The following is a 24,218-nucleotide window of genomic DNA, read 5'->3' on the forward strand; positions in this document are numbered from 1 at the left end:
CCGCTCCGCAAGCGCAGACCTCAGCCCCCCTCGCCCATCGCCTGCTCGAGCAGGGCATTGATCTCCTCGAGCCGCCTGGAGAGGTTCTCTATGGTCCGCTCGATCCTCATCTTTTCCTGCTGCAACCGTTCGAGCGGATCGGGAGGCGCCTTCTCCTTCCGGAGTTCGGTCTTCACCACGTGCGAGGGCACCCCCTTGAGCAGGGCATCCTCGGCTCTCTTCCGCTCCTCGGGCTTTGCAAAGGAGACCACGGTCTTCATATTCTCGTACCCTATCTCAGGAGAGACGTCGTAGGAATAGGCCTTGATGAGGGTATGGGCCACGGTCCTCCCGAGTCCCAGGACCCGTTCCACATAGTCCTCGAACCGGGCCCCGTACTTCTCACAGAGGGACTCGGCACGAACCAGAAGACGACCGAGATCCTTCATGAGCTTCCCGTTGGCGCCGATATAGTCCCTCTTGATCGTCTCGGTGAGCTGCTGGAACTCCTCGTTGTGATCGAAGATGTTCTGATAGATCCCCATCTCTTCCGCCCGTTCGAGTAGACTGTGGAAGAGGGTCCAGAACTCCTGGGTGTGGACCCTGTTCGTGACCGGGAGGGGCGAGGTGGTGTAGTAGATGTGGTGGGCGAACTCGTGGATCGCAGTGTACATGAGATCGTTGTCGTTGGAGAAGTTGCGATTGTGGATGATGATCTCCCGCCTGTCGGGATAGTAGACCCCGTTGGCCTTCTTGCTCTGTTTACCGGAGAAGATCACAGTAAAATCGATCACGCCGGGCTCCAGCCTGAGGAGCTGCTGTTTCACCTGGTCCTGGTTCATAGACCCATGAGTATAGGGGAAACCAGGATGAAGCGCAAGCCAAACCATCCGAAGCTCGTCCGTGAACTTGTGCTGTCCGGTAAAATGACGTACAATCACACGTGGCCCGCAACTTCAGACGGAGAGAGGAACCGATATGAAACTGCGCACACGACTCTACCTCATCCTCATTTTGGTGGGCGTGTTGCTCTCCTTCGTGGTGGGAGCGCTCGTCATGCGGAACGCCGTGATCACCTCGCTCCAGGACCTCCAGAAGGCCGGGTTCAGAACCCTCAGCCAGGCCCAGACATTCATCTCCCGAAGCAAGGATCTCGTGGCCTACGACACCGAACTCCATCAGGACGAGTACCTCCCCGCCATCCTCGATCTTTGGAAACAAAACATCCAGCAGACCGAGCAGGCGCTCCTCGCCCTCAGTTCCCATCCCGCGAGACGATTCCTCTCTCCCGATCTCCGAGAGGAGATCTCCAAGATCTACACCCTCTGGAGCACCAATCAGGAACGCTTCACCCTCACCGAGCAATACCTCCAGGACCTCATCGACCTCCCCGATATCCCCGAGGCGTACAAACGCGGGATACTCCAGATACAGAAGTATCTCTATACCATCCCTGATCCACCAGGTATCGCCCTCCTCCGCATCACCCAGGCCTGGGATCAGGTGAAGATCACCATCAACACCGCGGAGGAATTCGTCACCCAAAGGATCGAAAGTCTCGTGGACGAAATCGAGAGGCAGGTGGGGGTCATCACCACGGTGTCGCAGTGGGTCCTCATCGGCCTCACCCTCCTCGTCATCGGCCTCACCGCCCTCCTCGTCGCCACCACCACCCGCTCCCTCGCCTCCCGCATCCTCCGCATCGAGACCGCCATGAACCGCATCCGCAACCGCGACCTCACCTCACTCCACGAACTCGCCGATAGATCCCTCACCGCCTCCAAAGACGAGCTCACTCACCTCGCCTCCCACATCTCCACCGTCCTCCAGACCATCCGCGACTTCCTCCTCTCGGTCCGCGAGGCCTCCCGCAACGTCGAGGAACTCAAGGATGTCCTCGCAGGCGGCGCCGCCCAGTCCGCCAGCGCCCTCAACCAGATCACCCGCACCATCGAGTCCATCCGCGACCTCGTCGCCAGACTCGATACCAACCTCGACGCCACCTCCTCCGCCATCTCCTCCATCGTCGACCGCATCCACTCCGTCGTCTCTCAGATCCAGACCCAGGCCCGCAACATCGCCGAAAGCTCCGCCGCCATCGAACAGATGAACGCCTCCGTCCAGCACGTCGCCTCCCTCGCAGAGGAGCGCAGATCCCGCACCGCCGACCTCCTCTCCGTCATCCACGACGGCGGAGAAAAGGTCAGCACCACCAACGAGGTCATCTCCTCCATCCACCGCGAAATCTCCGACATCCAGGAGATCATCGAGATCATCGACACCGTCGCCGAGCAGACCAACCTCCTCTCCATGAACGCCGCCATCGAGAGCGCCCACGCAGGCGAGGCAGGCCGCGGCTTCGCCGTCGTCGCCGAGGAGATCCGCAAGCTCGCAGAGTCCACCGGCGAGCACGCCGACCGCATCAGCCAGTCCCTCTCCCGCATCACAGACCGCATCCAGCAGGCCCTCCGCGCCAGCGACGAGAGCCACCACGCCTTCGAAAACATCCGCCGCGAGGTCGCCCAGTTCGCCACCGCCCTCGACGAAATCGCCGCCAGCATGACCGAGCTCTCACGCGCGAGCTCCTCCATCCTCTCCGCCACCCAGACCATCTCTTCCATCACCCAGAAGATCGAAGAGGGCGCCGACACCATGCTCAAGCAGTCAGGCACCATCCAGGACGCCGCAGAGGGCTCCCGCTCCATCTCCTCAGAGGTCAGACGCGGTATCGAGGAGATCGAGCGCGGCACCAAGGAGATCCTCCAGGCCGTCACCGTCATAAGCGACCTCGCCCAGGAGGCCCGATCCCGCATGACCGGCCTCCGCCACACCGTCGACACCTTCACCCTCGAGGAATCCCAGGCCGATAGTACGTCCCCACATCCGGAGGATGCCCACCCTGAGGAACAACCATCCCTTCCTAGGTAGAGGAGGGAGTGGCACGCCTCCTGTAGGCGGTGGGAGGTACTCCCTCGTAGCGCTTGAAGACATAGCTGAAATAGGAGGAACTTTTGAATCCTACCCTGAAGGCAACCTCGGTCACGTTCAACCTCCCCTCCCGGAGGAGCTCCTTCGCCCTTTCCACGCGTACGGAGGTGACGTACTCGCCGAACCTGCGTCCCGTTTCCCTCTTGAAGAGATGGAGGAAGTAGGAGGGACTGATATTGAGGGACCGGGCCACCTCCCTGTAATCGATATCCCTCTCGAACCTCTCCGCCACGTAGCTCCTCGCCCGATCCACGAGGGAACTGGATCTCTGACGGTATTGATCACTCACCCAGGATCCGATGGCCCTCACTATTTCAAGCCCTGTACGGTACATCGACTCGATATCCTCCGCCTGTTGCAACTCCACACCCCATGAGAGCAGGTGTGCATAGATCCGGGCCTTGATGCGGGAAGAAAGCACGGGTATCCCCGCCACGGTCCCCACGAGCTCGTACAGGGTGGCCCTGATCCACTCCGGATTGTCGAGCGACCATCTCCGTACCGCATTGAAATAGTTCCCAAAGGCCTTCTCGAGGCTTCCCAGGTGCCCCAGCTTGATACTGCTCACGAGCGCCTCCTTCTCACTCGCCGGGAACGCCTCGCCATCCCCTGGATCGACCAGACTCTCGTACTCGATCACCCCATCCAGGTGGTGGACCTCGCCGTACTGCTGTGCATAGACCGCCTCCTGGAACGATGTCGCAATCCGGCACACCGACTCCTTCGGCCGCCCCACCCCGATCACCAGATGGACACCCTCGCGTGATGAGGTCCTGTAAAACCCCTCCAGGGCCTCCCTCAAGAGGGCCGTCTTCCCCTCTCCTGTCTTCACGAGGATCGCGCTCCGGTGATTCCCTACATGCAGCATGAGGACCTCGTCTTCGAGGAAATACCTCCTCAACTCCCGCTCGAGACGGGAAGAGATCCGATCCCCCTTCTCCAAGTCCCCTCCCCCTCGGAGTGAGGACACATCCGAGACATGAACGCGCATCACCACCGCGGTATTGAGCTCAGCGCTCGCGGAGAGCAGTCTCAGGAACTGGGGGAGATCCTTCGATTCGGATTCCCCCACGAGTATGCGGGAGGTAATCTCCCTCTCGATGAGGGGAACCACCTTCTCTCTGAGGAAATTCGTCTCCTGTACGTCGTACCCCACCGCTGCCACGAAGAAGATCACCACCAGGAAGGACGCCGTGTAGTAGAGCCACCACTGGGCGAGACACGAACCGATGATGAACGAAAGGGCGAAGACCGCGAGCCCCATGTTGATCATCAGGTTCTTCTTCAGGTAGGCCCCACCCTCACCTGATCCCCAGAGATTACGAAGTCCCAGGAACGACACATAGAGGAGAAGGGCCCCTATGCTGATCTGGGCATAGAGGGCGAACTCCCTCCCGTAATAGGGAGCTGCCCCAAAAGGGGTCGCGTTCTCATACCCCCGTACTCCCACGACCTCGAAAAGCACGACGCTGTCGCGTGTGCCCAGAGTGTTGAACACCACGTAGAGGACACTCAAGGAGACACACAGGAGGGCGAGCTCCACCATCAGGACGCTTCTCCTCCGCCACAAGAAGTTCGACATGAAGATCACGAGGGGGGCGATGATCCCTCCCAGGAGGAAGACACGGAGGTTCACGATGATCAAGGGGAGAGGATAGGGACCGAGGAGCACCTGGAGCGGTCTACCCAGGAGAAAGGCGGTGAAGGAGAACAGGAAGACCCTCAGGAACTTCAAGGACGCCGGGTGATGGACATTCGAAAGAAGGAAATAGACGAGACACACCGTGAACACGAGGGAGCTCATCACCGGGATGGCGACATTGGAGACGAAGAGCGCAGCATCCTTCACCATCATCATAGTATCCCAGACCTTCCCCCCTGGCAAGAAAAAATCCCTCCGGCGGATCCGCCGGAGGGACACCCACCTACTGTCCGAAGATGAGATTCGGCAGGAACAATACGATGGAAGGGAAGAAGGTGAGAAGGAGGAGCTCCAGTATCACCGCAACCACGAAAGGTATGGAATCCTTGATGTAGTCTTCGGTGGGCACGTCGAGGATGGCGCACACCGTGTAGAGAACCACGCCCACGGGGGGAGTCATGCTCCCCAAGGTAACCATGGTCATCATGAGAATCCCGAAGTGCACGGGATCCACTCCCACCGACTTCATGATGGGAAGGAAGATGGGAGTGAGGAGCAGGGTATTCACCGTGGGCTCCATGAACATCCCTGCCACCAGGAGGAATCCGAGGACGATGAGGAGCAGGAGGGTGGGCTGCGAGGTGACCCCGGTGAGGAAGAGGGCGATGCTCTGTGGTATGCGTGTCACGGTGATCACATATCCCAGGATACCCGCACACATGATGATGAGCATGATGACCCCGGTATCGATCGCGGTCTGTCTGAGCGCCTCGAGGAATTTCGGCCAGGAGAGTTCCTTGTAGACGAACCTCCCCACGAGAAAGGCATAGACCACGGCAAAGGCCCCTGCCTCCGAGGGGGTGAAGATCCCGAAACGGATCCCCACGATGAGGAGCAGGGGAAAGATGAGGGCATAGATGTTCTCCCAGGTGCTCCGGACCACCTCACCGAAGGAGGGAGGATGGGGCCGCTCGGGCTGATACCCCCGCCGCCTCGCCACGATCGAGGCCGTCACCATCATGAAGAGCGCCATGAGGATACCGGGGACGATCCCTGCCGCGAACAACCTTCCGATGGAAACCTCCCCTATGTAGCCGAAAAGAATGAGTCCGATCCCCGGCGGGATGGTGGCCACGATGAGCGAACTGAGCCCGATCACCGCTGCGCTGTATCCCTTCGCATAGCCCTTCTCCAGCATGGTGGGGCCGAGAATACGGGCCTCCATCGCGGCATCCGAGGCCGCGGCGCCGGAGATCCCTCCCATGAGCGTACTCAACACGATGCTCACATGGGCGAGCCCCCCCCTGAGGTGCCCGGCGAGTACAGAGGCATACCGCATGAGACGGTCGGTGATCCCGCTCACGTTCATGAGGTTCCCGGCGAGCACGAAGAAGGGCACGGCGAGCAAAGGGAAGGATTGGGTACTGCTCATCATCTTCGTGATGGGGACCGTGAGGGGCAGATCCGGGTTGCCGATGAAGAAGAGGATCCCGGCGACCCCGATCGAGAAGGCGAGGGGCACCCCCAGAAGGAGGAGAATCAGGAAGACGATGCCTACCACTATCATTGCACCACCTCTCTTCCCGTGAGCAACTGCTTCACCAGTGTCCGGATCATGAGTGCGCACCCCACCGGGGCACTGAGCGTGGCCCAGGAGAAACTGATCTCGAGACCGCTGAACTGGCGGTCGAAGTTTATTATGGAAAGATAGAGGCCGTACGCCCCTGCAAGACCGAGAAACGCGAGCGCGAGTATCCGCGAACCTGCGACGATCCCCTTCTGCACCGCGGGGGGGAACCTCCTCATGAGGATATCCATCCCTATGTGACGGCCATACTGCAGCGCCAGATCGGCCCCCAGGAAGCTCACCCAGGCGAAGAGGAGCTGGGCGATATCCACCGACCATACGATGGGATACCCCACACTTCTCAAGACCGCAGCGAAGAAGACGCAGACCACGATCACCACGAGGAAGATCTGCACGAGCAGCACCTCCGCTCCCGTGATATACCTGTCGATCGATCCCTTCATCCATTCCTCCACACACAAAGATGCGAAAACGGGGAGAAACCCCGAAGGGTTCCTCCCGTGGTGGTGTTCACCATCAATAAGTTCAGCGCTTGCCGAGCACCTTCATCACCTCTTCCCGGAGCGCCCGGTAGCCTTCGATCTTGTCGTAGACCGCCTCGCAGGCTTGCTTGAAGGGTGTGATGTCCACTTCCAGTATCTCCACCCCCTGGGACTTCAGGAAGGATTCGTTCTCCTTGAGCCCCTCCATGGTGAGCTGTGAGGCATAGTCACCCGCTTTGAGCGCCTCCTCGAGAAGGATCCGCCGATACGCCTCGGGCAGTCCCTTGAACCACGATTCGCTGCACACGAGCCCGGTGATGAGCTGGAAGTGGCCTGTCTTGGTGATGTACTTTATCACCTCGTGGAGCCTCGCCCCCACCACGGCGGGAAACTGGGCCTCGGCCCCGTCGATCACCTTCTGCTGTATGGCCGGGTATACCTCAGACCACGCGAGCGCCACGGGACTGGCCCCCATGGCCTTTATGCTCTCCTGGAAGACCGTGGCACCGGGCGTACGGATCCTCAACCCTTTGAGATCCTGTGGGACTTTCACCGGCTTGTTGGTGAGGAAATGCCTCGCACCCTGGTACCAGTTGAAGGAGAGGATCCGGTAACCGTGTCCGGCGAGTTCCTCGGCCCACGTCGAGAAGAGGGAAGAGGTCACGAGCTTCCTCGCCTCCTGGAAGTCGTCCACGATGTAGGGCGCCCCGAGGATCCCGATTTCGGGGACCGATTCAGCAAGTCGGGCCGGATCCGTGATCACCGCGACATTCGCGCCGGCCTTCACCTGTTCCATCATATCCCTGGTGTCTCCCAGCTGGGAATTGGGATACACCTCCACCTTCACCCTTCCCTCGGTTCGGGCCTCCACGTTCTTCTTGAATTCCACCGCTCCCTTGTACATGGGATCGCTCTCGGTCACCACCATACCCACCATCAGTTTGTAGGTCTTCGTCTCCTCCGGGGCCCCCGATCCCCAGAGGGACATCCCGGCGAGCGACACCATGAGCACGAAACAGGCCATACGTCTCGTCATACGACACCTCCATGGTTGAGTAGATTTGTCCGAGATCCAGTGAACCCTGCTTTCGGCTATCCCGCATTCAAAATCTTATGAATTTCGTTCGTTCTACTGCTTTCTGCCGGTTCTCACGTCATCCCGATGTTGCAACATGGGCGAAAACATTTTACAATCACTTTCATCAAGGAGTTGAACAGTTAAAATGAAACTGCGAACGCGACTCTACTTCATACTTCTGCTGGTGGGGATACTCCTCTCCTTCGTGGTGGGAGCACTCGTCGTGCGGAACGCCGTGATCACCTCGCTCCAGGACCTCCAGGCCACGGGGCTCAAGGCCCTCATCCAGGCCCATGCCTTTCTCTCCCGGAGCAAAGACCTCATCGCCTATGGGAGCGAGACGCTCCAGAGCGCATCCCTCTCGGACCTCCTCGATCGATGGAAGGAGAGCATACAGGAAGTGGACGAGGTGCTCCTTGATCTCAGCGAGCACCCCGGGGGGAGGTTCCTCTCCCAGGACCTCAAGACGGACATCGCCAAGATCTACGCGCTCTGGGGCACGAACGCCGAGCGTTTCACGCTCACCGAGGAGTATCTCACCGAAATCATAGAGAGTCCCGATATCCCCGAAAACTTCAAACGGGACATCTTCCAGATCAACAACTACCTCACCACTCACCCGGATGCACCCCGAACCGCCCTCTTCAGGATCTCCCAGACTCTCACACAACTGCGTATCACCGTATCCACGGTGGAGATGTTCGTGAACGAGCGGGTCGAAAGTCTGGTGGAGCGGATCGAGAGGCAGGTGGGGGTGATCACCGCGGTGTCGCAGTGGGTCCTCATCGGCCTCACCCTCCTCGTCATCGGCCTCACCGCCCTCCTCGTCGCCACCACCACCCGCTCCCTCGCCTCCCGCATCCTCCGCATCGAGACCGCCATGAACCGCATCCGCAACCGCGACCTCACCTCACTCCACGAACTCGCCGATAGATCCCTCACCGCCTCCAAAGACGAGCTCGCTCACCTCGCCTCCCACATCTCCACCGTCCTCCAGACCATCCGCGACTTCCTCCTCTCGGTCCGCGAGGCCTCCCGCAACGTCGAGGAGCTCAAGGATGTCCTCGCAGGCGGCGCCGCCCAGTCCGCCAGCGCCCTCAACCAGATCACCCGCACCATCGAGTCCATCCGCGACCTCGTCGCCAGACTCGATACCAACCTCGACGCGGCCACCTCCGCCATCTCCTCCATCGTCGACCGCATCCACTCCGTCGTCTCTCAGATCCAGACCCAGGCCCGCAACATCGCCGAAAGCTCCGCCGCCATCGAAGAGATGAACGCCTCCGTCCAGCACGTCGCCTCCCTCGCAGAGGAGCGCAGATCCCGCACCGCAGACCTCCTCTCCGTCATCCACGACGGCGGAGAAAAGGTCAGCACCACCAACGAGGTCATCTCCTCCATCCACCGCGAAATCTCCGACATCCAGGAGATCATCGAGATCATCGACACCGTCGCCGAGCAGACCAACCTCCTCTCCATGAACGCCGCCATCGAGAGCGCCCACGCAGGCGAGGCAGGCCGCGGCTTCGCCGTCGTCGCCGAGGAGATCCGCAAGCTCGCAGAGTCCACCGGCGAGCACGCCGACCGCATCAGCCAGTCCCTCTCCCGCATCACCGACCGCATCCAGCAGGCCCTCCGCGCCAGCGACGAGAGCCACCACGCCTTCGAAAACATCCGCCGCGAGGTCACCCAGTTCGCCACCGCCCTCGACGAAATCGCCGCCAGCATGACCGAGCTCTCCCGCGCGAGCTCCTCCATCCTCTCCGCCACCCAGACCATCTCTTCCATCACCCAGAAGATCGAAGAGGGCGCCGACACCATGCTCAAGCAGTCAGGCACCATCCAGGACGCCGCAGAGGGCTCCCGCTCCATCTCCTCAGAGGTCAGACGCGGTATCGAGGAGATCGAGCGCGGCACCAAGGAGATCCTCCAGGCCGTCACCGTCATAAGCGACCTCGCCCAGGAGGCCCGAGCCCGCATGACCGGCCTCCGCCACACCGTCGACACCTTCACCCTCGAGGAATCCCAGGCCGATAGTACGTCCCCACATCCGGAGGACGCCCACCCTGCAGTCGAATGAGCAGGTTCTTCACTACCTCGCTATACATCTCGTAGGGGATCTTCACCCGTTGGAGACGTCCCATCAGGGCACGAATCCGTGCGGCCTTTTCTTCCGAGAGCACCGAGAGAAGGAACCTCTGCTCGGCCTCCCCCATGAAAAGGAGTGGAATGGCGATCTCCGCATCGGGGGTCCGCATGAGGATGTTGTGTAGGCTCACCGGATCGAGCCTGCGGGCCTCCTTGAGAATGCGCTCATGCGGTATCCGGGCCTTCATGCTCCGAGGATCACCTCCACGACATGGTCTTTCCCCTCGGTATCGAAGGGTATACGGGCCGCTCCTCCGGATACCTCGACCGCCTCTCCATCCAATGTACAGCTCTGAACCCCCCGAGACACGTGCTCAGGGTTCCTCACCGTGATCTCGTACCACGTCCCCCGCACCTTCCTCCGCATCCTGAACCCCTCCCACTCGGACGGCAGACACGGGTCGATCACGATCCCGCTGTGGGTGACCCGTACACCGAGGATGTACTGCGTCGCGGCCTGGTACATCCAGCTCGCGGTACCCGTGAGCCAGCTGTTCCTCCCGAGTCCGAACTGTGGATGTTCGTCGCCCAAGATGTTCTGACAGAATACGTAAGGCTCCACCTCGTAGATATCGATGATCTCGTTCTTCTTTATGGGATTCACCTGTCTGTGATACTGGTAGGCCCGTTCCCCGTTGCCCATCATGCACTCTGCGATGATCACCCACGGGTTCGCATGCAGGAAGATGCCTCCGTTCTCCTTGGCACCGGGAGGATAGGTCGTCACCCCACCCAGATTCGGATCATAGTGGTCGTAGCCCGGGGTGCTCAGCTTGATCCCGTACCTGGTGTTGAGGTGTGTGTAGACCGCATCCAGCGCCTTGCGGGCACGCTCCGGTGTGGCGTTCCCCGAGATCACTGCCCATGACTGCGCATTGGTGTAGATTTTTCCATGGACGTTCCCGCGCGAGCCGATCGGACTTCCATCCCAGTCGAAGTACCGCAGGTACCACTCGCCGTCCCATCCCACCTCGTTGACGCGGCGCTTCATCTCCTCGGCATAGGAACGGTAGGTCTCCGCCTTCTCCTTCTTGCCGAGGTGATCCATGAGGTCGGCGAGATCACGAGCCGCCTTGCTGAACTGGTGGGCGATGAAGAAGGACTCCGCCCCGATCTTGAGGTTCACGGTATCGTTCCAGTCCGCAAACCCGAGGTGTGGTATCCCGTGGACCCCGGTATCGTTCCATGTAAAGGCCAGCGCCCGTTCGAGATGCTCGAGCACACGCGCGCTCTCAAGAGGCCTCCCCTCTTTGTCCTTCTCATAGAAGGGGATCTCTTCCTCGAGAAAGGCATAGTCACCGGTCTCTGCGATGTAGTGACACACGGCGAAGACCAACCACAGGTGGTCGTCCCCATAGTACTGCGGTCGATCCTCCATCTCCCGCGCATCCCCCATGGTGGCTTCCATGGTCTTGGGGTTGAACTGGTGCATGGACGAGCCGTTCCGCTTCTGCACCGAGAGGAGCTTCCTGAGGAGCTTCTTCGCACGACCGGGTGCACCCGCCACCACGGCCATCACGTCCTGGCTCGAATCCCGCACCCCGATCCCTCGGGCTCCGTAGCCCAGCTGGTAGTACGAGAGGTACCTCGACCAGTTGAGGGTGACGTAACACTGCCTGGGGTTGTGGGTATTCACGAGCAGGTCGAACTCGGGATCCGGAGTTTCCACCTGACACACGTTGAGGTATTCTTCCCAAAAGGCCTGCATCCTCGCAAAGGCGGCATCCACCTCCTCCGGCTCCCTGAACCGTTCGATCAGAGGCATCGCCTTCTCCACCGATTCCACCTGGCCCAGCTGGACGATCACCCTCCGCTCCTCACCCGGCGCGAGAGGACCCACGTGGTGCATGAGGGCGCCCACATTGTCCCCCCGCAGCGGTTCGTAGTTGGAGAACTCACGCCCATCGACCAGTGAGAACGGCATCTTCCACGTACCGTACTCGTTCTCGCCCAGGAATCTGCGCCTGTCGGCCTCGAACGACGAGACCGGGGAATTGGAGGTGAGGAAGTTCTCGGCCCTCCCCGTCTGCATGAAGGCGCACTGCCTCAGGACGAGGAGCCCCCCCGGCCTTCCGATGGCCTTGCTCGTCATGGTCTGGGGCACCCAATCCGCATTGGTAAGCTGCTTGAGGGCGTCGAAGTGGGAGTACTCCACCACAGGGATCAGGTCGAGGACCTCAACCGTATCGCTCCCCGTGTTCCGGATGCGCACGTCCTGGAGGACCACGCTCTCCCCCTCGGGCACGAAGACCGTGATCTCGGTGCGGATCCCCACGTACTCCATGAGGAACCGGGAATACCCCAGGCCGATCCTGCACTCATAGCGATCGTACTCATGGAGGGTGGGGACATAGTAGGGCGAGTAGAGGAAAGACCGATCCCCCCTCCTCCCGCGAAGATAGATGGTGGAGCCTTTGAACTCCGAGGAGGGGAGCTGAGTGATGTACTTGGTGATCCGGTTGAGTGCAGGATCGCCTTTGCACACCAGGAGCCCTCCCGTGTGATCCACGAACCCACCGAAGTCTATGGTCCCCACGTAGTTGATCCACTTCACGGGAGTGCGTGGATTGGTGATCACGTACTCTCTCCCTTCGAAATGTCCGTACGACATGATACGACCTCCTTACTCAACTTATACTTCGAAGATCTCGTTCCCTGCGATCACCTCTCGATAGTAGTAGTAGCTGTCCTTCGGGATGCGCCGTCCGTCGAGGTAGTCGCAGTACACGATCCCGAAGCGTTTGGTATACCCGTAGGCCCATTCGAAATTGTCGATGAACGACCAGAGGTAGTACCCCTTGAGGGGGATCCCCTCCTTCACGATCCTCGCAGCAGAGGCGAGGTGGTCTCTGAGGTAAGCGATCCTCTCCGGATCGTGACATGCATCCTCATCCGGCGTGAGCACATCTTGGAAAGCGGCCCCGTTCTCGGAGATATACATCTCGGAAGGCGTGTAATGATCGTACACCCACCTGAAGAGACGATACAATCCCTGCGGCACGATGGCCCATCCCATAGCCGTTCTGGGATAGTGATCGGGGGCTTCCGAGAAACCACGTGGATTCTCCGGATCCGCCTTTATCGCCCGCTCCGAATAGTAATTGAGGCCGAGGAAATCCATCGGGGTGGCAATGATATCCAGGTCTCCCTCCTGGAGGGGGAAGGAACCTCCGGCCTCTCTCATGAGTCGCTCCGGGTATCCCCGACCGTAGAGCGGGTCGAGGAAGAGCTTCGCACTCTCCTCCCTGTACTTCTCCAGGGCGAGAAGGTCCTCCTCCCTCCTCGTGGCCGGACGCCCCACCGACACCACTTGGACCATCCCTATCCTCCCCTCGTATCCACCGTCCCGGAAGGCCTGTACCGCGAGACCATGCCCGAGGTAGAGGTGGTGGAGTGCAGACATGGCGAGGTTCCAATCCTCCTTCCCGGGAGCGTGCCATCCCAGGGCGTATCCCAGGACCGAGGAACAGAGCGGCTCGTTGAGTGTGGCCCACATCTTCACCCTGTCACCCAGGGCCTCGAAACACGCCCTGGCATAGTCCGCGAAATAGAACGCCGTCTCCCTGGAAGGCCATCCTCCCTCATCCTCGAGGTATTGGGGGAGATCCCAGTGATAGAGGGTCACGAAGGGCTCTATCCCGTGAGCGAGCAACTCGTCGATCAGCCTGTCGTAGTAGTCGAATCCCTTCGGGTTTCGTTTCTTCATCGAATCGGGGAAGACCCTCGGCCACGCGATGGAAAACCGGTACGAGGTGATCCCGAGCTCTGCCATGAGCTTCACATCCTCTTCGTACCGCCGATACTGATAGGCACCGGGCTCACCGTTGTGGCCGTATTTCACCTTTCCGGGCATCCGGGAGAAGGTGTCCCAGATGCTCTCCCCCCTCCCGTCCGCGCCGAGCGATCCCTCGACCTGATAGCTCGAGGTCGCCACTCCCCAGACAAAATCCTCAGGAAACAGACCTTGATTCATACGTCCTCCAGCATACACATATGTGATGTAATCCATCAACCTGCGAGGAAAGTATATCAGATGATATGACCTTTTTCCTTGACGATATTACCTCTTTTTAGCACAATATGGTCATGTTTTCGGTTTCCCACGGTGAGCTCTTCCGAAACGGCGAGAGTATCCGGATATCCACCAATTTCCTCCCCTCCCGCCACGCACCTGATCACGGTGTGGATCTCACCTACATCCCCCATCATCACGACTTCTTCGAACTGGTGGTGATTCTCGACGGAGAGGGATTCCACCACATCGGCGAGACCGCGCACTCGGTATTCCGAGGCGATGTGTTCATCATCCCCCCGTCCGTGCCCCACCACTTCCAGGCCTCGCACCTGCGACTGGTGAACGTGATGTTTCGGGGAAACGTACTTGAGCCCTACGAGCACGAGCTCCGACAGCTTCCGGGGTTTACGGCCCTCTTCACCCTGGAGCCGCGAGAGCGCCTCGAGGGGAGACGCAAGGGCCACCTCAAACTCTCGGGGTCGAGACTCGAAGAAGTGGAACGGCTCATCCACCATCTCATCCGTGAGGAGAATTCACGCGCACCGGGACACTCCATCATGGCTGCAGGCCTCTTCTTCCAGCTGCTCACCGTCCTTGCCCGAGAATACCAGCGCCTCTCCACCCCGGAAGCCCACCGGATCCTCACGATAAGCTCGGTCATCTCCGCACTCGAGAGCCAGTACCCCCGTCGGTGGACCATCAAGGAGCTCTGCGTCAGAGCGAACCTCTCCCCTTCCACCCTGCGCCGCCACTTCATAAGGGCCGTGGGCATGCCTCCCCTCCGTTACCTCGCCTATCTCAGGGTGGAGAAGGCATGTGAGCTCCTCACCCAGACAGACCTCACCATGCTCGAGATAGCGGAGAAGGTGGGTTTCCAGGACAGCAACTACTTTGCCCGCCAGTTCAGACGGTACAAAGGCCTCTCTCCCAGGGAGTTTCGCCGGATCACGCGGCGTGGCGTCTCCACACGCGCACCTTAGAGGGCGAGCATCCGCTCCACCGCCGTGAGGGCCCGCTCCCGCATCTGCTCGTCCACGAAGACCTCGTACTGCTCATAACGGAGCGCATCTCGTGTCTGCTCGAGGGTGATCTGGTTCATGTGAGGACAACGCACCGAACAGAGCCTGAGCATCTTCTTCTCCGGATGGGCCGCCATGATGTTGTCACCCATGGAGCACTCGGTGAGGAGCAGATAGCGAGAGGCTTCCGTGCTCTCCACGTAGTCGATCATGGCCCTGGTGCTTCCCGCGAAATCGGCCTCGTGCACGACCTCGGGCGGGCATTCGGGGTGGGCGAGCACACACACATCGGGAAACTGGGCCCGGATCCTGCGCACATCGTCCACGGTATACTTCTCGTGCACCTCACACCGCCCCCCCCACCCTATCACCGCCCCCTCCCACGAGGATCGATCCCTCACATCGGCCGCCTCCTTTCCCTCACGATCGTAGAGGGTGGGTGAAAGGCCTCCATCCTCCTTCTTGAGGAAGAGGATGCGCCTTCCGAGCTGCTCGGCGACATTCGAGGCGAGGTACTGGTCGGGGAGGAAGACCACCGTCCCCCCGCCGAGGGCCTTCACCACCCGATCGGCGTTCCCCGAGGTACAGCAGTAGTCGCTCTCCGCCTTCACGTCCGCATAGGTGTTCACATAGGTGACAATGGGCACCCCGGGAAGGAGAGCCCTGATCGCCCGTACATCCTCTGCGGTGATGCTCTCCGCGAGGGAACATCCCGCCTCGAGCGAGGGGATGAGTACCTTCTTAGAGGGATTGAGTATCTTGGCGGTCTCGGCCATGAACTTCACCCCGCAGAACACGATGATGGGCTTATCGGTTCCCGCGGCCTTCCTGCTGAGCTCGAGGGAATCCCCGCGCTCGTCGGGTACATAAGTATAGAGTGCAGGCTCCATATAGTTGTGCCCCAGGATGAGGGCATTCTTCTCCTCTTTGAGGGCACGTATCTCGAGGATGAGCTCGGCCTTCAGAGGGATCTCCACCTCGGGGACGATCTCCCCCATCCGGCGCTTCATGTCCTCCTTGAGTTCCCTGAGCGTCATACAGACCTCCCATGGCAGATCTCTTTTTCACAAAATATTACAAAACACATAAGGAATCCAGACCCCTACAATCCCGCCTCCGGGACGAACACCACCTGGGGCCGACCGCTCACGGGATGCGAGATGCACACCACCTCGATTCCGTAGAGATCCCTGAAGAGTGCGGGATCGGCGACCTCCTCCGGCGTTCCCGAGGCAAGGACCTTCCCCTCCTTGAGGCACACGAGCCTGTCCGCATAGAGGAGAGCCAGGTTGATGTCGTGGAACGTCGCGAGGGCCCCCACCCCCCTCCGCCGGCACACACCCCTCACCAGTCCCATCACCCGGCACGCGAACCCCGGATCCAGGTGACTCGTCGGTTCGTCCAGGAGGAGTACCGCCGGCTCCTGGGCGAACGCCCGGGCGAGCACCACCCGCTGCAGCTCTCCCCCACTCACCTCCCCCACCCTCCGCCCCCTGATACCCCACACCCCCACCTCTTCCATCGCCTCCCGTACCGCCCGGACATCCCTCTCCCCCTCCGGCTGCAGCCGCCCGAGGTGCGGCCACCTGCCCATCCGCACCACCTCTTCCAGCGTGAAGGGGAAGGGCACCACCACCTGCTGGGGGACATACCCCACCCTCCGGGCGATCTCCTTCTGGGAGAGACTCCGCACCTCCTCCCCACACACCCACACACACTCCACCTCCGGCTCGAGCACCCGGACCACCAGCCTGAGCAGCGTGCTCTTCCCCGCCCCATTCGGACCGAGCACCCCCACCACCTCCCCCCTCTTCACCCACACCCCCACCGCATCCAGCACCCGCCGGTCCCCCAGACTGGCCCCCACCCCCTCGCACCGCAACACCACCTCGTCCTGAGCCATCGACACCTCCACCCATACCCTAGCAAAGCCCCCGCGGACACGCAACACACCCGCCCCCGCAGGAGAGTCCCGTCACCCCCGCCGCCACCTGAGGAGGTAGACGAAGAACGGCACCCCCACGAGCGCGGTCACCACCCCCACAGGAAGCTCCGAGGGCGAAAGGGCCACCCGCGCCAGGGTATCCGCGGCCACCATCACCATCCCCCCCAGCCAGAGCCCCCCTGTGAAGACCCGCACATGACGCGCCCCAAGGAGACGCCGCACCATGTGCGGCACCACGAGCCCCACGAACCCTACCGGACCGCAGAGCGCCACCACCCCCGAAGCCGCGAGCGAGACCACCAGGAGGAGGTAGAGTCTCACCCGTACCACCCGCACACCCAAACCCACCGCCGTCTCGTCTCCCATGGAGAGCACGTCGAGATCCCTCACCCAGGGCACCACCAGGAGCACTTCACCCAACACCAGCCCCAGGGCGACCCCCACCTTGTCCCAGTCGGCCGTGGAGAAACTCCCCATCATCCAGAATACCAGGCTCCCCACCCTATCCCGCACGAACGTGAGAAGGAGCGAGAGAAGGGCCGAGAGGAAGAGACTCACCGAGATACCCGAGAGCAGGAGGGTCTCGGTCGCCGTGCTCCGCACCGAACCCGCGATCCCGTAGACCAAGAGGAGGGCTGCCGCTCCTCCCGTGAACGCCCCCACCATCATGGACAAAGGCAGCCATTCCCCCGGAAGGACGAAGACCGCCGTCGCGGTACCCAGTGCACCTCCCGCCGAGACACCCAGGACATAGGGATCGGCCATGGGATTCCGGAAGACCCCCTGATATACCGCACCGGCGCCCGCCAGGACCGCCCCCGAAAGGAAGGCGAGGAGCACCCTGGGCAGACGCACGTAGAGCAGGATCCTGTCTGTCACCCCGAGGCGGGAGGGACCGGGCAACCCCTCCCTGAGCAGACGGAGCAAGGCCGCCCACACGCGCGGAGGCGACACCTCCGCAGCCCCCACCAACACCGCACCCCACACAAAAAAAACGGTGAGGGCCATGAACAACCCCCACCGAAGCACGCGAACCCATCCCCTCATTCCTCGAAAGCCTCCGGATGGATGATACGCGCCAGGGCCATGAGCCCCTCCCCTATCCGCGGTCCCTGCCGGTCGACGAGATTGTTGTCGATCTCGAACACCCGGCCCTCCTTCACCGCCGTGAGCTGGGTATAGGGGGAGGTCTTCATGAATCCCTCCTTCGTGTTGTAGTACTTCGAACAGACGATGATATCCGGATCCTTTTCCAGGAGCCTCTCCGCGCTGTACTGCCATCCCTCCACGTCGGAGGCCACGTTCACCCCTCCGGCGATCTGGATGAGGGTATCGATGAACGTCCCCTTTCCCGCAGTATAGTCGCCGAACTGACCATAGCTTATCACGTAGTACACCCTTGGCCGGGGGAGCCCGCTCACCGCGCTCATCACCGTGAGCACCGTCTGCTCTATGCCGTCGATGAGATCCTCCGCCTTCTGAACAGCCCCCACCACGCGGGCCACCTGGAGGATCGTCTCGTAGGTGCCCTCGAAACTCTCAGGGTAATTGAAGACCGCCACCGGGATCCCGAGTTTCCGCAGCTTCTCGTCCACCTCCTTGGAGAGGTGGGAGGAGGCGATCACCACATCCGGCTCCAGGGCCACGATGCGCTCGATATTGGGCTGGAGGATCGTGCCCACCGACGGGACACCCGCCACCTCGGCAGGCCAGTCACAGTAGTCGGTGCGCCCCACCAAGAGATCACCCTTCCCGAGAGCGAAGAGCGTCTCGGTGATATTCGGAGCCAGGGAGACGACTCTGTCGGGATACTCCGGGAGAAGGAGCCGTCTCCCATACGAGTCGGTGACCCGGACCGCGGGCTCCTCCTGCGCCGCGAGCCCCGAGCCGAGGAGGAAGACGACCAGTAGCGAAGCCCACATCCTCCGCATAGACCACCCCTTTCTGCAAGAAACTATCGAGTCGACGTCTCTACCGCCGCACATGGGAGATCCCTCACCAGATGGTCTGCACGTCGTACTGGGCGATCTGCGGATCGGAGGTGAGGATCGCACACTTCTCCATCTGCGCCTGGGCGATGAGCATCCTGTCGAAGGGATCGTTGTGGAGCCATGGGATGTAGAGGAGGCGCACCATGTGTTCCTTCTTGAGCTTGAGCCACTTGATGGAGTTCACGCTCATCTCCCGGTCGATCACCTTCTTCCACCCCTTCTCGAGCCGGAGCTTGCCCAGGGACATCTTGAGACAGATCTCCCAATAACTGGCTGCACTGAAGTAGAGCACATTCTGGGGATTGTAGAAGACCTCCTTCGCCCGCTCGGAGAGCTTATCGCTGTCCGAAACAGCCCAGAGAAACGCCTGTGTATCGATCAGTATGTTCATGGCACGTACTCTGCAAAGATGTCGTCGAGCGGTTCGTTGAAATCATCCGACATGTACACGATGAGCCCTTTCGCCCCATCCAGGACGCGATCGGAACGCACACCCTGAACAGGGACGAACCTCACGAGGGGGATCTTCTCCTCGTCGGTGATCACCACATCCTCCCCCTTGAGGGCGCGCTCGAGAAGCTCCTCGAACATCTTTGCCGCAACGGACCGCTCTATCGTGAACATATCTACATTGTAATGAAATACCACATCTTCGTCAATTTACTTTCGAGGAGAAACAGGAAAAGAGGGCGAGAGTTCATCTGTGCCACCAGTCCGAAGGCACCTCATGTGCAGCCACCACCACACCGAGCCCCCCCCACCCATCGGATATCCGTCCGGTGAGAATCCCCACGAGCCTCCCTTGCTCATCGAAGACCGCACCACCCGACATCCCCTCCCCGATCCACCCGGAAACCTTGAGGAGATCCCGACGCCCTCCCTCCGTCCACACCCTCTCCCGTCCGGCGACCAGAGAGGGCAGGCGGAGCTCCACGGGCCGGGAGCGCAATCCCACCCCCGGTGGATAGCCGACGAGAGTGATCCGGCTCCCCACACGCATCTCGGAAAAGGCAGGGGTCACGACGGGGAAATCGATCCCTTCGGGGAGGGGCCTGCCGTAGAGATCGGCCGTCAACCGGAGGAGGGCGAGATCCCGCACCTCGTCCTCGAGGATCACCTCTGCACGGAAGAGCTCATCCGGCGGCATCCCCTCCTCACGGGTCACCGCCACCACCACCTCCTCACCACCCTCCACCACGTGCAGGGCGGTGAGGATCTTCCCATCCTCCGACACCAGGACCCCCGATCCCATCGAACGTCCGGCCACCACCTGTACCACCGGGCTCAAGACAGGTCCCCGTGCTTCGAGAGGGGGGGGAGACTCCTCGAAACGCACGAGGAGCACCACCTCCTCGGGCGCCTCCAGGACCCGCAGGTCCGCCACCATGAGGGCGTAGTCGCCGGGAGCGAGTCCCTCTCCCACCACCAGGGACTCCCGTCCCAGAGGGGTGGTGGCCCGATGGGAGGCCGCCCGAGGATCCGGAACCGCAGTCCCGGGAGCGAGGAAAAGATCCACATCCCCCTCCGCATCGAGGACATCCACCCTCAGGGCCGGCACTCCCTGAGGCACCTTCAGCCTCCCCACCGTGCACATGGCCTGCTCGGGCGAGAGCACGAGCCTCACCGGTCGTCCTGTCTCGATGTCGAACGAGGCCTCACCGGAAACGAGCGAGAAGAGGAGCGAGACATCCACTCCGTCACCCACATCACCCTCATATCCCACCTCCACCACGTACGTCCCCGGCCTGAGCGTCCTCTCCCATCGCGTGAGCCACACCTCCCACCCCTCCCCTACGCTCCTCGCCACCACCCGCCCCTCCCTTCTCACCGCCACCTCCACCGACCCCCCGGCACGGACCCGGAGGCGCGCGGCCACGGTGGAGGGCGGCACACTGAAGGTGAACACCCTCACCCCCGGCTGAGGCTCCACTCTGGCGGACACCTCCCTTCCGGGGAAGAGCATGGCGGGGAAGTCCGCACCCCCCTGAAAGGGATCCGCGGATACGAACGCGACGCACAACATGATCCCTGCGAAAATCCTCATACTCCCCCTTTGCAATTCCACGGCGGATACTCTACTATACCATACGCATGATTGCGTACAAACACAAGCGGACTCCCATCCGAGCCCCCGCATCCCTTTGTCTGCACAACCCGATCGGAAAGGAGCTTCACGATGCGCGTCAACTTTCAGGTGCCCATCCTTCGTAGCAAGATAGGAGTGATAGGTGCGGGTGCATGGGGCACCGCCATTGCCCAGGTCGTGGCAGAGAAAGGCCACCACGTCGATCTTTGGGTGTACGAACAGGAGGTGGCGGAAGAGATCAACCGGCTCCACGAGAACATGAGGTATCTGCCCGGTGTGAGGCTCTCCTCCCGGATCCGCGCCACCACGGACCTCGCGGAAGCGGTACAGAAGAAGGAATACCTCCTCCTCGTCCCCCCTTCCCCCTTTCTCCTGAAGATCACCTCCGGCATTTCCTCTCTACCCGACATCACGAAAGGGAGACCCATCATCGCGGTGTTCACCAAGGGGTTCATTCCGGACGAGGGAGGCAGACCCAGACTCATCCTGGAGGCCATGGAGGAACACCTCCCTCCTTTCTACAAGGACAACCTCGTCTACGTCTCAGGTCCTTCCCACGCGGAAGAAGTGGGAAGGGGGAAACTCACCGGGCTCATCAGCGCCTCCAAGAACCCCAAGCACAGCATCAAGGTGCGCAATCTCCTCACGAGCCATAGACTCCTCGTCTTCTCCAGCCTCGATACCATCGGCGTGCAGGTGAGTGCGGCCATCAAGAACGTGATCGCCATCGCCTTCGGGGTGCTCGACGCACTCATCGAAACCGGCTCCGAGTTCGTGGGTGACAACACAGAATCGCTCCTCCTCGCCGCGGGCCTCAACGAGATCCAGGCCCTCGGCACGGCCATGGGCTCCACCCACCCGGAGACCTTCACGTCCATCGCCGGGGTGGGAGACCTCGACGTCACATGCCGGAGTAAGTACGGGAGGAACCGAAGGTTCGGGAGGGAGATCCTCCTCAAGAACATCCTGAGACCTTTCAAGGACATAGACGATCTCATCCGCAACATCTCCAGGCTCGACTACCTCCCGGAAGGGGTCTTCGCGGCGACCCACGCCCACACCCTCGCAAAGACCTACAACCTCAGGCTCCCGATCATAAGGAGCGTCTACCGCATCCTCAACAAGGAGGATCAGCCGGTCGACATCATCGAGGACCTCCTGGTGAAACTCCTCACACGCACGAGGAACACCGGTCTCATCGAGCGGTTCAGGGATCGTTTCCTGAAGGACTGAGAGCCCGGATCCGGGCGTTCCGTTCCCGGACCTTTCGCTTGAGGCACTCGAGATCGAAGAAGGTAAACCCCTCCCATTCGAGGGGGAAGATGGAATTGTTGTGGAAGAGGGGCTCGTGCGCGATGGGATACCTCGATCGCCGAACACTCTCCTCCCAGAGGGAGGTCCCGGGGATCGGGGAGTACTCGGCGAGGGAGACGAGCACCGGCAGGTCCTCCAACGCCGAGAGGGTCCGCTCCACCTCGTCACTTCTCTGCCCCGGAAGTCCCACCAGGACGTATACGACGATCGACGAGGGGGGAAACCCCGCCTCCCTGAGGATCTCCACGGCCCTCAAGAACTCCCCGCTCGTCACCTTCCGATCGTAGCGGGTGTGGAATCCCTCCTCCGCGCTCTCGAACCCCACACGGACCTCGCGGAACCCTGCCCGCACCATGAGGGAGGCGGTCCGCCTGTCGAGGAACCGTGCGTGGAGGGCATTGGGTACGTAGAAGGAGAGGCCCGATCTCGTTGCCGAGCCGAGGCGTGAGAGGACCTGTTCGAGGAAAGGCAGGAGACCTTCCTCCTTTCCCACCAGCAGGGCATCGTCGTAGAAGGCGAAGGTGGAGGTGCTGCACCGCGAACGGTAGTCCATCAAGAGATCGAAGAGCGCATCCCCTCTCCCCGGGACGAATCGGGAGAGCCGGGACGAGGCACAGTAGGTGCACCGATAGGGACATCCCTGATGGAGCCGAAGCACTCCGGCCTCGCGCCACACCCGTTCGAGGAGGAGGGGGCGGTCGGGGACGACTCCCTGTGGAACGGGAAGCCCCTCCTTCCCGAGGGCCGACCGGAGGGCCTCGAGATCGTCGCCCTGCACGATCACGTCGGGTCGCACGACCTCTTCGCAGTGCCGGGGGAGGAGGGAGGCATACACCCCTCCCACGACGAGGAGGGACCCGGGAAAGCGTCTCCGTATCAGATCCGCCGCCTCCTTCACTCCGGGATACCAGTACGTCATACCCGAACCTATGAGCACCACCGAAGGCGGGTCCTTCGGATACCAGGAGGAGAGGATCTCCTCCACCCGTTCGGGGAGGATGCCATAGCGTGCGAACCTCCGGCGCGCCCCCGTGTAGGGAGGAGGGAGGGGGATCCTGAAGAACTTGCCCGTCCCATCGGGGCGTCGTCTCACCGCCCCGAGCACCTTCGCGGTGTAGACATCCCTGTAGTCCAGGCAGTCGAGGAAGCGCACCTCGTATCCCGCCTCTTCGAGCCACCGCCCCACACGCAGGAGCCCGTACGGTCTGAGGAAGAGGTCGAAGAGGGCGAAATCGTAGACGGGCGGCTGGATGAGGAGTGCAGAAGGAGGCATCAGCGCACGAGGGGGAAGGTGACGAGCCAGGTCTTCTCTGCGGGTGAGAGCCTCAGGGACCCTCCCATCTGCCGTGTGAGAGCATCCACGAGGGCCATCCCCTCGCTCGAGGCATCCCCCTTCTCGAACGGGAGTCCGTCGTCGGTGAGAGAGAGGACGCCTTCTTCCCCCTTCCTCACGAGTGAGACCGTGATGGTACCGCCTTCGTGATCGAAGGCGTGTTTGAGCGCGTTCACCACCAGTTCGTGGACCAGGAGGAGGAGGGGAAGCGCCTGTCGGGGGGAAACCACGATGTCTTCGCAGTGCCATGAGAAGGACACGCCCCTCCCCTTGTAGAGGGGTGCCATCTCCTCCACGAGATGGGAGACGGCTCGGGAGAGATGGACCATTCCGCCTTCCGGCCGGAGTTCGAGGAAGGAGTAGAGATGAGCGAGACCGCGAAGCTGGGCGGCGACTTCCTCCAGGATCATACCCGACTCCTCGGGGAGGGATGCGGCCTTGAGCCGCATGTAGCTCACCAGGAGTGAGATGTCGTTCCGCACCCGGTGGGAGAGCTCCCTGTAGTGGAGGGCGTCATGCTCGGATGCATTCTCGTCCGGATGTGGAGATCGCACGGAGTTCGCATTTCGGTTCATACGCACCCCTCACCTTTTTATCGACACGTTCTTCG

Annotated in this window: 21 protein-coding genes; 4 read left to right on the forward strand and 17 right to left on the reverse strand. The window is 61.4% G+C overall.

Annotated elements, in window-relative coordinates; genetic code table 11:
• Positions 1–20: 20 nt before the first annotated feature.
• Positions 21–821, reverse strand: coding sequence for a hypothetical protein (locus SPITH_RS10905; protein WP_014625708.1), 801 nt, complete (start codon positions 819–821; stop codon positions 21–23).
• Between the two features lie 136 nt (positions 822–957).
• Between SPITH_RS10905 and SPITH_RS10910 the strand changes: the two genes are divergently transcribed.
• On the forward strand, positions 958–2,907 hold the full coding sequence (locus tag SPITH_RS10910) for a methyl-accepting chemotaxis protein (RefSeq protein ID WP_014625709.1): 1,950 nt from the start codon (positions 958–960) through the stop codon (positions 2,905–2,907).
• Here SPITH_RS10910 and SPITH_RS10915 read toward each other — a convergent pair.
• From SPITH_RS10915 to SPITH_RS10930, 4 genes are all read right to left on the reverse strand, one after another.
• The gene (locus tag SPITH_RS10915; RefSeq protein ID WP_014625710.1) at positions 2,900–4,822 is read right to left on the reverse strand and encodes a helix-turn-helix domain-containing protein; all 1,923 of its coding nucleotides are present in this window, start codon (positions 4,820–4,822) and stop codon (positions 2,900–2,902) included. The two genes, SPITH_RS10910 and SPITH_RS10915, sit on opposite strands and share 8 nt — an antisense overlap.
• 70 nt (positions 4,823–4,892) lie before the next feature.
• Complete coding sequence (locus SPITH_RS10920) at positions 4,893–6,176, reverse strand: TRAP transporter large permease (RefSeq protein WP_014625711.1); 1,284 nt, start codon at positions 6,174–6,176, stop codon at positions 4,893–4,895.
• Complete coding sequence (locus SPITH_RS10925; protein WP_014625712.1) at positions 6,173–6,640, reverse strand: TRAP transporter small permease; 468 nt, start codon at positions 6,638–6,640, stop codon at positions 6,173–6,175. The genes SPITH_RS10920 and SPITH_RS10925 overlap by 4 nt, the downstream gene beginning before the upstream one ends.
• 82 nt (positions 6,641–6,722) lie before the next feature.
• Positions 6,723–7,715, reverse strand: coding sequence for a C4-dicarboxylate TRAP transporter substrate-binding protein (locus tag SPITH_RS10930; protein WP_014625713.1), 993 nt, complete (start codon positions 7,713–7,715; stop codon positions 6,723–6,725).
• A 187-nt stretch (positions 7,716–7,902) separates the two neighbouring features.
• On the opposite strand from SPITH_RS10930, the gene SPITH_RS10935 reads away from it, so the two are divergent.
• Positions 7,903–9,837 carry a methyl-accepting chemotaxis protein gene (locus SPITH_RS10935; RefSeq protein ID WP_014625714.1) on the forward strand — a complete coding sequence of 645 codons (1,935 nt, stop codon included), beginning with the start codon at positions 7,903–7,905 and terminating at the stop codon, positions 9,835–9,837.
• On the opposite strand, the gene SPITH_RS10940 is transcribed toward SPITH_RS10935, so the two are convergent.
• The 3 genes from SPITH_RS10940 to SPITH_RS12155 are packed head-to-tail and all read right to left on the reverse strand — an operon-like array spanning position 9,767 to position 13,878.
• Positions 9,767–10,093 carry a hypothetical protein gene (locus SPITH_RS10940; RefSeq protein ID WP_014625715.1) on the reverse strand — a complete coding sequence of 109 codons (327 nt, stop codon included), beginning with the start codon at positions 10,091–10,093 and terminating at the stop codon, positions 9,767–9,769. The two genes, SPITH_RS10935 and SPITH_RS10940, sit on opposite strands and share 71 nt — an antisense overlap.
• A complete protein-coding gene (locus tag SPITH_RS12150) occupies positions 10,090–12,516 on the reverse strand; it encodes a glycoside hydrolase family 94 protein (protein ID WP_014625716.1) in 2,427 nt (808 codons plus the stop codon). The genes SPITH_RS10940 and SPITH_RS12150 overlap by 4 nt, the downstream gene beginning before the upstream one ends.
• A 21-nt stretch (positions 12,517–12,537) precedes the next feature.
• Positions 12,538–13,878, reverse strand: a complete 1,341-nt coding sequence (locus SPITH_RS12155) for a GH1 family beta-glucosidase (RefSeq protein WP_014625717.1) — start codon at positions 13,876–13,878, stop codon at positions 12,538–12,540.
• 113 nt (positions 13,879–13,991) lie between these two features.
• Here SPITH_RS12155 and SPITH_RS10955 point away from each other — a divergent pair, with 113 nt between their 5' ends.
• Positions 13,992–14,900, forward strand: a complete 909-nt coding sequence (locus SPITH_RS10955) for a helix-turn-helix domain-containing protein (RefSeq protein ID WP_155816562.1) — start codon at positions 13,992–13,994, stop codon at positions 14,898–14,900.
• Here the strand turns inward: SPITH_RS10955 and nadA are convergent.
• The 7 genes from nadA to SPITH_RS10990 all read right to left on the reverse strand — a co-directional run bounded on the left by nadA (position 14,897) and on the right by SPITH_RS10990 (position 20,919).
• Complete coding sequence (nadA, locus tag SPITH_RS10960) at positions 14,897–15,976, reverse strand: quinolinate synthase NadA (RefSeq protein ID WP_014625719.1); 1,080 nt, start codon at positions 15,974–15,976, stop codon at positions 14,897–14,899. The genes SPITH_RS10955 and nadA overlap by 4 nt on opposite strands.
• A gap of 65 nt (positions 15,977–16,041) precedes the next feature.
• Positions 16,042–16,842 (reverse strand): ABC transporter ATP-binding protein, encoded by an 801-nt coding sequence (locus SPITH_RS10965; RefSeq protein ID WP_014625720.1) that lies wholly within the window; start codon positions 16,840–16,842, stop codon positions 16,042–16,044.
• A gap of 72 nt (positions 16,843–16,914) precedes the next feature.
• Positions 16,915–17,931 (reverse strand): FecCD family ABC transporter permease, encoded by a 1,017-nt coding sequence (locus SPITH_RS10970; RefSeq protein WP_014625721.1) that lies wholly within the window; start codon positions 17,929–17,931, stop codon positions 16,915–16,917.
• Positions 17,928–18,815, reverse strand: coding sequence for an ABC transporter substrate-binding protein (locus tag SPITH_RS10975; RefSeq protein WP_014625722.1), 888 nt, complete (start codon positions 18,813–18,815; stop codon positions 17,928–17,930). Before SPITH_RS10975 ends, SPITH_RS10970 begins: the two co-directional genes overlap by 4 nt.
• 64 nt (positions 18,816–18,879) lie before the next feature.
• Positions 18,880–19,266: a type II toxin-antitoxin system VapC family toxin gene (locus SPITH_RS10980; protein ID WP_014625723.1), complete on the reverse strand. Its 387-nt coding sequence runs from the start codon at positions 19,264–19,266 to the stop codon at positions 18,880–18,882.
• Entirely contained in the window at positions 19,263–19,499 is a 237-nt protein-coding gene (locus SPITH_RS10985; protein ID WP_013314879.1) for a type II toxin-antitoxin system Phd/YefM family antitoxin, read from the reverse strand. Before SPITH_RS10985 ends, SPITH_RS10980 begins: the two co-directional genes overlap by 4 nt.
• 73 nt (positions 19,500–19,572) lie before the next feature.
• The gene (locus SPITH_RS10990; RefSeq protein ID WP_014625724.1) at positions 19,573–20,919 is read right to left on the reverse strand and encodes a S1 family peptidase; all 1,347 of its coding nucleotides are present in this window, start codon (positions 20,917–20,919) and stop codon (positions 19,573–19,575) included.
• A 132-nt stretch (positions 20,920–21,051) separates the two neighbouring features.
• Between SPITH_RS10990 and SPITH_RS10995 the strand changes: the two genes are divergently transcribed.
• Positions 21,052–22,194 carry an NAD(P)H-dependent glycerol-3-phosphate dehydrogenase gene (locus SPITH_RS10995; RefSeq protein WP_014625725.1) on the forward strand — a complete coding sequence of 381 codons (1,143 nt, stop codon included), beginning with the start codon at positions 21,052–21,054 and terminating at the stop codon, positions 22,192–22,194.
• On the opposite strand, the gene SPITH_RS11000 is transcribed toward SPITH_RS10995, so the two are convergent.
• Positions 22,169–23,548: a B12-binding domain-containing radical SAM protein gene (locus SPITH_RS11000; protein ID WP_014625726.1), complete on the reverse strand. Its 1,380-nt coding sequence runs from the start codon at positions 23,546–23,548 to the stop codon at positions 22,169–22,171. The two genes, SPITH_RS10995 and SPITH_RS11000, sit on opposite strands and share 26 nt — an antisense overlap.
• Positions 23,548–24,183: an ATP-binding protein gene (locus SPITH_RS11005; protein ID WP_014625727.1), complete on the reverse strand. Its 636-nt coding sequence runs from the start codon at positions 24,181–24,183 to the stop codon at positions 23,548–23,550. Before SPITH_RS11005 ends, SPITH_RS11000 begins: the two co-directional genes overlap by 1 nt.
• Positions 24,184–24,218: the final 35 nt, after the last annotated feature.

The organism is Spirochaeta thermophila DSM 6578 (assembly GCF_000184345.1).
Lineage (GTDB): Bacteria > Spirochaetota > Spirochaetia > Winmispirales > Winmispiraceae > Winmispira > Winmispira thermophila.